This is a genomic window from Citrobacter freundii complex sp. CFNIH2 (assembly GCF_002880615.1).
In the GTDB taxonomy this organism is placed as follows: domain Bacteria; phylum Pseudomonadota; class Gammaproteobacteria; order Enterobacterales; family Enterobacteriaceae; genus Citrobacter_A; species Citrobacter_A amalonaticus_F.
Map to the genome: position 1 here is coordinate 14,437 of NZ_CP025757.1, position 9,641 is coordinate 24,077.

Genomic DNA, 9,641 nt, shown 5'->3' on the forward strand with positions numbered 1-9,641 from the left:
AAAAATTCATCATCTCGTTTTAAAAAAACAATAAATATAAAATCATTAGTGCCACGCATTAATCTACTTGATTTGTCGGCTAATCGGGTATCATATCCGGTAAATTAATTAAAAATGCCCATGAAGCTTTATTATTAATTTTGATGCTCTCTTTGATACTGGATAATCAATTCGAACTCTCTAACTTCTGAAACTACATGAGTTACATGATGTGTAGTATCAATTGATACCCAATTCGTAGTATTACCAACAAATTCTTCATTGGCACATTCATAAATCTTTTTATCACCCCAGCTAAATTGCTCACCTTTATAATGGGGGGATGAAACCAGTATTTTACATAGATCTTGCATTTGTGCTCCCTTTTTACCGGTAGCACGAGAATAGCCTCTTACAACGAAAAGGCTATCGTCTATCGTATATCTAATCTTACCGTTAGCATCAGGTGCAATGATGTCATCTCCGATAGAGGGATTGACGATACCATAATCTCCAAATACTAAATTTAAATCAGGTTGGAATTTTTTGAATGCTTTCCATACCTTAGCTTCTTTACGAATAACTATACCTTCTGAATTGTGGGTAGGAACCATTCCATTAATATCACTTGTTATTGAACTTCCCGCAATTGAAATAAATTTAAAATTATACTTGTCCAATGAATCCAGTGCTCTCTGTACTGTTTCATTTAGATCAACTATTGATGTTTTAGTAATATCTTCTAAATCTATCATGACAGAGCAATTTTCTGGCATTGCACCCAGCGAGGTTAAAATACCTTCTATTGTTTCAATAAACGGTTCTTCTTCGATCATATCTTCAAAAGCAAAAGAGTTTAACCGAATTACAAAGTCAGTATAGCTTGCACCTAATTGTTGCAAAGTAGTAGCATACTCATCATCTTCCCATCGGTCATAACCGACGACAGGAATGATATTGCACCCAGCATTTCTTAAGGCACTGGTGAGATGACTTAAAATATGCTCCCCTGTTTCAAGAGAAGAGTTTGGAGGCCATCTGCTTATATCAATCCCCATAGGAAGCTTTTGCATTCTTTCGGACAATGTTTTAATTGTATTGTTTAGAAAAAACTCAACAGGATTACCTATGTTAGAATATTTTTTATTTGCTCTCTGTTTTTTCGACAGATATGGGATTTCAAAAATCGGAAACATGTCCCTTATAACGTGGGGATAAGGAAGCATCGACTCAATGGCATCTAACTCACCTTTCTTAGCTTTTAAAATCGGCATATATTTAGGGTACATATAGACACCTCGTCTACCAAATATGATTAGGGAAATGCTTTCTTACTTCACCTTGACCAACTAAATCAGAAAATTGATTGTATTTTCCAGTTTCTCTTCTAATTCTTCCTGCTATTATTGCAGGATGAATTCTTAATTCTCTTGAAAGCTCATCTATCGTGATTGTGCTGGGATTTAAGTAAGCTGAACTCCGTTTCCAAATGACGCGAGGAATGAGAGTATCTCTGGCTATTCGATTAGCCTCTGCTTCCATTTTGTCTGTACTATTCTTGAGAGTTTCAATGTCATCGATAAATGTGTTAGTAGAATCTGCATGTTTCCAGATATGGACTAACTCATGTAAAAGTGTAAACCAGAAATTATCCAAACGATCTTGTCTTAAAGTGAGTGCAATAATTGGTGTACCGTCAATATCCCTCAGAGCAGCCCCATCAACAGCAGTACCAGTCAGACAAGGTTCAATGATCACACAAATCCCATTTTTTTCTAAGAACTCCACCGCTAATAGAGGCCCATATTCGGACCAACTTAAATGTGCGATCTCTTTTAAAAAATCTTTAGTTATGCAATCTTGCTTAAATTTAGTTGCGAGTTTTTTTTCCCTGGCTTTCTGGACTACTCTTGCAATCCATGCATGTAATTTATAAATAGTTGTAGGTGAGTAAGACTCTCCGTTAAGTGTTCGCTTGAAGGCTGCTGTAGAAAAATTCGCACCCAAACCCTCAATGAAATTTTTGACTTTTTCTTCTGTTGTCGTTTTTGTTTGCGAGACAATGTTTTCTATCCAACCTTTGGAAAGCATTTCTTTTATAGGAAATTTTGACCAATTAACCTCCTCAACTGGAGAACGATTTGCATATCCAGTTTCTGTTTCTAAGCCCAATAACGTTTGAGGAGACATACCTAAACCTATTGATAAGGCTTTGATCATAGCAACGGTTAAAGGACGTTTTCCCGATAACACCTCTGATACACGACTTTTTGTTCCAAAATATGGGGTCAGATCCGCTTGGCGTAAGCCCTGTTCGTCCATTCGGAATTTGATTGCCTCGATTGGATCTACCGGTGTTACTGGATAGTTAGCATTTTCATAATTTTCAATAACAACTGTAAGTAAATCAAGACGTTCTGATTCTTCAGATCCTGCAGGAAGATCCAATCTGAGTAATCTCTCAACTTCTGAAAGGGCCGCATGATATTGTTCTTCAGTTCGAATAACCCGAACTTCAGTAAGTTTACTCATTTAGATACCACCTGGTTAATCACCGCAATGCTCCTTTCAAACTGAAATGTTACTTTTATGCCCTGCGATTTAATGCCTCGAACAAAGAACACATAGCACAAATTATCAATCTGCTTTGCTCTGGGGAAAGCATCTAAAACTCCCTTAGCATCTTTCCAGTAAGCGTTAGTGAGCTCTGCAACCCAAGCGGAAAGCCAAACATCCGTTTCAGGGTTAGTACCACTTAGCACTTGAAGCCTTTGCTTGCCGATTAGTCGCATTGATGTTCTCCATTTGGGAACCAGAATAAGTGTGGTGATTCTGAATGTCAATACAATGTTCCCATAGGTGGAACTTGTCGCCTCCAGTTCTCATCTCTTTATGGCTACATAACTCTAAGAATCAATGGAAAGCTCTTTAATAAGAATAAAAATATGATTTAGATCAAATGTATATCGGCGTGCCGGGATGCTTATAGTGGGGCGACTTAGGCCGCAATCGCTTTTAGCTGTTGAGCCTGAACATAGTCATTCCACCACTGCATGAGAACTACTCGTTCTGCTAAGTATTCTGCACGATTATAGGCTGCGATGATTTCGTCTTTCTTCGAGTGAGCAAGGGCCGCTTCTAAGACATCTGTCCTGAACTTACCCGACTCCTCTGCGGCCGTTCGTGCAATAGACCTCATTCCATGGGCTACAAGCTCTCCACCAAAGCCCATACGGATTATGGCCGCATTAGCTGTTTGTTCATGCATATGGCTAAGAGGAGCCTTTATACTTGGAAACACCCATTCACGATGTCCACTTATCGCTTTCATTGACTCCAGGACTCGCAAAGCTCCTTTGCTTAGTGGAACTTTATGGGGTTTCTTCATTTTCATAAACTCAGCAGGGATGTTCCACATGCCGGTTTCTATATCAATATCTGACCATCTTGTGCGAACAGCTTCACCTGGGCGAACCCATGTGAGAAGTTGCCACTCAATCAGTAGCCTTGTTTCTAAACGGATAGAAGCATTGTTTAGAGCAACCAGGAAGCGGGGGAGTTCGGAAGGGGGTAATGCTGGCATATTCTGTTTTTTAGGCTTACTGAACCGTTGCCCCAGGTTGTCAGCCGGATTGAACTCTATGAGTTCTTCTGTTGCTGCATAGCGAAAAATTTCATTCAGGCGGGAAATGATTCGCCGTAAAGTTTCGAGGACTCCTCGTTGCTCAATAGGATCGAGATGTTGCTTTAAGAGTTTGGGGCGGATCTCATTGACAGGAACATTACCCAAGCCGGGAAAAATATTTCTCTCCAGGCTTCGCCAGATGTCTTCTGCATGGTCTTGTGAGATACCTGAGGTCTTTACCTTCTCATCTAACCATTTCCTTGCCACGGTTTGGAGAGTGTGTTCAGTAGCATTCTTTAAAGCATTAGCTTTATCGTTGTTATGGACTTGAGGATCAATGCCATTGGCAAGCAAGGAAAGGTATTCATCTCGTAAGGCTCTGGCTCTTGCCAGTGTAAGGTGAGGATAGGTCCCAAGGCTCATTTTGGTTCTTTTCTTACTCACCGGTACTGCATATCTGAAATACCAATTCTTCTTCCCTCCTTTCGAGAGGGGAGCGATTCGTAGGATCAAACCATCACCGTCAAACAAGTTGATTTCTTTGTCGGCTGGCTTGGTGCTTTTGATTTCAGTGTCAGTGAGCTTCTTAGCGATTTTTGCCATTTTGGGACCCTCGATTTTAGGACCCTTCGTTGTGGGTCCCATTCAGGGTGCCATAAGTGATAGTTCTCAGCAATTCTCACTAGACTACAATAGACGTAAAAAAAGCCCGCAAGACTGGTTCCATGCGGGCTTAGTAGACTTCATTGTACTTCAAACAACTAAAAAGTGGTGGAGCTGGCGGGAGTTGAACCCGCGTCCGAAATTCCTACATCCTCGGTACTACATGCTTAGTCAGTCTTTACATTCGCCTGGCACCTGCGGATTGACACGCCACTACCAGACTAGCCTGATTAGTTTTAACGCTTCAACCCCAGGCAGGGCATCCACGCGATCTCTTTTGGGTTTGACCTCTCTTTGATCCCCGTCTTAAGAGCGGAAGCTAGGGAGAGAGGGCTCAGAGCAGGTTATTAAGCTGCTAAAGCGTAGTTTTCGTCGTTTGCGACTATTTTTTGCGGCTTTTTACGAGGCCAACCGCCCCTCGGCATGCACCTTGGGTTTCGCAAATCCCGTCGAATCCAGAATCAGCCCCAATGTGTTGAGACAAGTATAACAGACTTGTGACAGCCCTTTCCAGCCCAATCCTCAAGGATTTACCGCTCGCGCAGCGCTTCACGCGCCCGGTTGAACGGTTTGATTAAATAGTCGACGATGGTTTTTTCGCCTGTTTTTATATCCACTGTTGCAATCATGCCCGGTACGATGGAAAAACGGCGTCCCAGCTTGTTTTGCAGATAGTCCTGATGGGTACGGATGAAGACGCGGTAGTAGAAGATTTCTGGCTTCACTTTGTCCTGAATGGTATCCGGCGAGATGGTTTCGACAACGCCTTCCAGCCCGCCGTAGATGGCGTAATCGTAGGCGGTGATTTTGACCAGCGCGCGCTGACCGGGATGGATAAAGGCGATATCGCGCGGAGACAGGCGCGTCTCAATCAGCAGATGGTCGTCAACCGGTACGATCTCCATCATCTCGCCGTTTGGCGGGATCACGCCGCCGATAGTCGTGACCTGAATGTTCTTCACAATACCGCGAACCGGTGAGCGAACGGTCAGGCGGGTCACCGAATCTTCGCGTCCTTTAATGATGGCGGAGAGCATTGCCACTTCGGCGTTGGCTTTGGACAGCGCCTCGCGCGCCTGGACGTAATATTGCGAGCGCAAGTCCGTGAGCTTCAGGCCGATGTCGCTTTTTTGCCGCTGTAAGCGCAGCACTTCGACGTGGCTGGCGGCCCCGCTTTTTGCCAGCCGCTCGGTGATCGCCAGCTCTTTATTCACCAGCGCCAGCGCCTCTTTGAGCTCAGACTGCGCGTCGGCGAGTTGCGCGCGGCGACTGGTATAAAGCCGCGTTTCCGAGGCAAGCAGATCCGGCCAGGCGTTCAGTTCGTCAGAGAAGACCAGCGGCTTGTCGCTGACCTCCGCCGTCAGACGCTGACTGGAGGCCAACGAGGCGCGATAGCGGGCGGCGCTTTCGCCGACGTTAGACTCCGAGCGCGTAGGATCCATTCGCGCCAGTACCTGTCCTGCCTGGACCTGATCGCCCTCATGCACCATCAGTTCGGCGAGGATCCCCCCGTCGAGTGACTGCAATACCTGCTCGCGCGAGCTGGGGATCACCTTGCCGGTGCCCGTCGAGACCTCATCAAGAATGCCGAACCACGCCCACACCGCGAGGATCAGGCACAAGATCCCGGTGAGCCAGATGATGCGGCTGGCACCTGAGAATTCTCGCTCGCGGCTGTCGTCGAGCGCGTCGTGGGTTGCATCAGGCTGACTGGTTTTCATTTTTCCACTCCCGCGTGTTGCCCTGTGAGGCCATTCGACTTTGCCCCAGCGCCTGCGCTTTCGGTGCGTCCATCACCAGTTGCCCCTCTTTAAGCACCACCACCCGTTCGACCAGCTCCAGGACCGGTACGCGATGGGTGGCGACGACCAGAGTACGGTTGCCGAGCCACTGACCCAGTCGTTGAATAAACTCGCGTTCGGAATGCTCATCCAGCGAGGCGGTGGGCTCATCGAGCAGAACGATATTGGGGGCGCGCAGCAGCATGCGGGCGAGCATGATGGACTGTCGCTGACCGCCGGATAGCCCGCTGCCGCCTTCCATAATCGGATGATCGAGACCTTTCGGCAGCCGTTTCACGAAGTTGGCCGCGCCGCAAATCTCCAGCACGCTAAATATCTCGTCGTCGCTGGCGTGCGGGGCGCCCAGCGTCAGGTTCTCGCGCAGGGTGCCGAAAAACAGGCGGGCGTTCTGGCTAAGAAGGCCGACATTGCGGCGTAAATCGGCCATATCGATTTGCGGCAGACTGAGGTTATCGAGACGGGCGTCACCCTCGACCAGATCCACGCCGCCTGCCAGCGCCTGCAACAGCGTGGATTTACCCGCACCGTTGCGCCCGAGCACCGCGATACGCTCGCCGGCGGCGATCTCCAGTCGGTTAATGCGCAGCGGCACTCGCTGGTCTTCACTGTGATAGCGAAACTGTGCGTTCTCGAACAAATAGTGGCCGTGAAAGATCTCCTGATGTACCCGCGTTTCGTCGCGCTGGGTCTCGGTAGGGAGTTCCATAATGCTGTCCAGCCCCTTTTTGACGGCTTTCACCTGCTGCCAGCGCGCCAGTACGCCGCACAGATTGCCCATTGGGGCGATCATCCTCGAGCCAAGCATGGAGGCAGCAACCACCGAACCGGTCGTCAGCGTGCCTTCAATCACCAGCGGGGCGCCAAACATCACCATCGCCGCATAAACCAGCCCCTGGACGGTCACTCCCCAGTTGATCAGCCCCTGCGACAGTTCGCGGGTGCGCAGTCCGGACTCGGCAGTGATACGGATATAGCTGTTCCACTGTTGCAGAAACCGGTTCTCCGCCTGCATCAGCTTGATGTCCTCCAGCCCCTGAACGCTTTCGACCAGCACGGCGTTGCGCAGCGTGGCCTCGTGCGCCGACTGATTCGCCAGCTCTGCGAGTTTTTTTTGCAGCAGCAGACCGGGAAGGATCATCAGCAGCGCGGCGACCGGGGCGATCCAGGCCAGCGGCGGGGCGATGATTGCCAGCACCACAATGAACAGGAAAAAGAAGGGCAGATCCACAATCGTAGAGATGGTGGAAGAGGTCACCATCTCGCGGATCTGTTCCAGCTCGCGTAGCTGCGAAATAAAGCTGCCGGTGGAGCGCGGGATCGCGCTGTTGCGCAGGCGCAGCGCGTGGCTGAACACGCGATCCGACACCCGCATATCGGCGCGTTTACCCAACAGATCCATCACATGACCACGGGCGAGTCGCAGCAGAAAACCAAACAGCATGGCGATCAATACGCCGATGGCGAGAACATACAGCGACGGCCACGACTGCGCGGGGATCACCCGGTCATACACCTGCATTGAAAAGACGATCCCGGCAAGCGACAGGATGTTGATCAGCAGCGCCGCCAGCATCACCGGGCCGTAAGGACGTAGATCTTTCAGCACCAGGCTTTTCAGCCAGTCGGGTTTGAAACGCGAAATGTAGGCGTCCACCCGGCTGTCTTTCACGGCGGAAAGCGGGCGTAAAGCGATAATGAAACGGATCGTCGGCAGCAGTTCGCGCAGGGAGATCCGGTTACGCTGCAGTTCGCCGTTGATAAAACAGACGTCAAGCTGGTCTTCGCCATCGAACTGTTCTACCAGCACCAGTTCACCCTCCTGGAGCTGGATCACCACCGGCAGACGCCAGCGGGTGAGCGACTGTTCGGTGGGCACCAGCGGCTGAAAAGATAGTCCGGCCTGGCGTGCCAGTTGGCTGAGCGCCTGCGGCATCGGTTTATCTTTGAACCACGGGGCGCTGGCCTGTAATGCGCCGGGTGAACAGGCAATACGATAATGGGCGGCGATATGGCTCATTGCCCGCGCCCAGTTGGCCAGCGCCGGTGCGGTGATGCGCTCGTCGCCAGGAATGTCGGCGTGGGTCATGGCTGGATCTCCACTGACTGGATCGTGCGGTTTTCCAGACCAAAGGCCTGGCGCATCTGACCGGTGTTGTACAGGCAGTTAAGCTGCAGTTGATGCAACTGACTCTCTGTCTGTAACTGTGCGAAGCGCGCCTGATAGACCTCTTGCTCGGCGTTAAGCACGTCGAGAAGCGGTCGGGAGCCGAGGTCGAGATACTGTTGCTGATACAGTTCGCGAGTCCGCTCGCTCAACGTCTCCTGACGCTTCTGGATCTGCAAGGAGGTCACTAGGTTCATCGCTTCACTGCGATCCGCAAGCAACTTCTTGCGCACGTCCAGCCGGGTGCGTTGGATCGCCGACTGGGCGGATTCCACCGCGTGACTGGCAGCGTTGCGGCGGGCGGTTAAGCCGCCGCCCTGATAAATGGGCATCTCCACTTTGACCCACGCTGAATACTGGGTACGGTCAACGGTCTCATGGCCAGCGTAGTTATCGTTGAGGTAGCGCCGCACCTCCGGCTCCAGCGAAACCGTCGGCGTCATCTGCGCGTTGGCGTAGTCGAGATTGGCCTGCGCGACGTTGGCCTGCGCCCAGGCGGCAAGAACCGAAGGCACCAGCTTGTCGTCCGGTTTTGCCAGTTCGCAACTGCGGCCCAGCTTTTGCGGGAAGTCGTTGCTGATGGCATTGAGGTTATTCCAGCCCAGCCAGGTCATGAGCGTCGCCTGCGAGCTCTCAAGATTGGCCTGATACTGCACGAGCTGGGAGCGCGCGCCCTCAATGCGCGCATCGGTCTGCACTACGTCCGACAGCGAGCTGGCGCCTTCATCGTTGCGCTGATTCGCCAGCCTGCCGATGGCGCTCAGGGCATCCAGTTGCTCCTTTGCTACCGTCACCATCTGTTGCCAGGTCTGCACCTGGACGATAGCGGTCGCCGTTTCATGACTGACCGTATCAATGCTGACCAGCACGTTGGCCTGTTCCTGCGCCACGCCGGCGTTTTCTGCCCGCACCTGGCTGGCGACTTTGCCGAAGTCATAGAGCATTTGCGACAGTGACAGTACCAGTGACGGGCTGAATCCGCTGTCGGAATAGCTGTTGGTATAGCCGTTATTCATCCCGGCGTTAACCTGCGGATAGTATTTGGCTTTTGCGACATCGACCTGCTGGATTTGGGCATACAGTTTACCGACCACTTCAGCGATCGATGGATGCCAGGTGACGGCACGATTGACCGCCTGAGAGAGGGTCAGTTCGCCGGGAGCGGCGCTGTCACCGCTGAGCGGCATCGGTCCATCAAGCGCGGGTAACTCCTGCTGTTCAATCCACTGCTGTGGGGCGATGCGGGGCGTCTCCCCGGCAGTGATGGCCGGGGCTGCGCACAGGTTTCCCGCCAGCCACCAGAAAGCAAGCTGTCGTTTTCCCATTTTTCTTCCCTAATTGAGCGTTGTTTTTTGCCCCGGGCGAACGTGCGCCCGGGGTCGTTGTGTTGTCGTGCTGCTGGCCTGTA

The 9,641-nt window shown here is 50.6% G+C and carries 7 protein-coding genes and 1 other RNA gene; all 8 read right to left on the reverse strand.

What is annotated here, in order from left to right; translation table 11 throughout:
- Positions 1-134: 134 nt before the first annotated feature.
- Positions 135-1,268 carry a beta family protein gene (locus WM46_RS00090; RefSeq protein WP_102601119.1) on the reverse strand — a complete coding sequence of 378 codons (1,134 nt, stop codon included), beginning with the start codon at positions 1,266-1,268 and terminating at the stop codon, positions 135-137.
- Between the two features lie 13 nt (positions 1,269-1,281).
- A complete protein-coding gene (locus WM46_RS00095) occupies positions 1,282-2,511 on the reverse strand; it encodes an ImmA/IrrE family metallo-endopeptidase (RefSeq protein ID WP_102601120.1) in 1,230 nt (409 codons plus the stop codon).
- The gene (locus WM46_RS00100) at positions 2,508-2,771 is read right to left on the reverse strand and encodes a type II toxin-antitoxin system HigB family toxin (protein WP_102601121.1); all 264 of its coding nucleotides are present in this window, start codon (positions 2,769-2,771) and stop codon (positions 2,508-2,510) included. Before WM46_RS00100 ends, WM46_RS00095 begins: the two co-directional genes overlap by 4 nt.
- Before the next feature lie 206 nt (positions 2,772-2,977).
- Positions 2,978-4,207, reverse strand: a complete 1,230-nt coding sequence (locus WM46_RS00105) for an integrase domain-containing protein (RefSeq protein WP_187394430.1) — start codon at positions 4,205-4,207, stop codon at positions 2,978-2,980.
- 166 nt (positions 4,208-4,373) lie between these two features.
- Positions 4,374-4,736, reverse strand: a transfer-messenger RNA (tmRNA) gene (gene ssrA, locus WM46_RS00110).
- 61 nt (positions 4,737-4,797) lie between these two features.
- Positions 4,798-5,988 (reverse strand): HlyD family efflux transporter periplasmic adaptor subunit, encoded by a 1,191-nt coding sequence (locus WM46_RS00115; protein WP_061075025.1) that lies wholly within the window; start codon positions 5,986-5,988, stop codon positions 4,798-4,800.
- A complete protein-coding gene (locus tag WM46_RS00120) occupies positions 5,969-8,155 on the reverse strand; it encodes a type I secretion system permease/ATPase (RefSeq protein ID WP_102601123.1) in 2,187 nt (728 codons plus the stop codon). The genes WM46_RS00115 and WM46_RS00120 overlap by 20 nt, the downstream gene beginning before the upstream one ends.
- Positions 8,152-9,558 carry a TolC family outer membrane protein gene (locus WM46_RS00125; RefSeq protein WP_102601124.1) on the reverse strand — a complete coding sequence of 469 codons (1,407 nt, stop codon included), beginning with the start codon at positions 9,556-9,558 and terminating at the stop codon, positions 8,152-8,154. The genes WM46_RS00120 and WM46_RS00125 overlap by 4 nt, the downstream gene beginning before the upstream one ends.
- Positions 9,559-9,641: the final 83 nt, after the last annotated feature.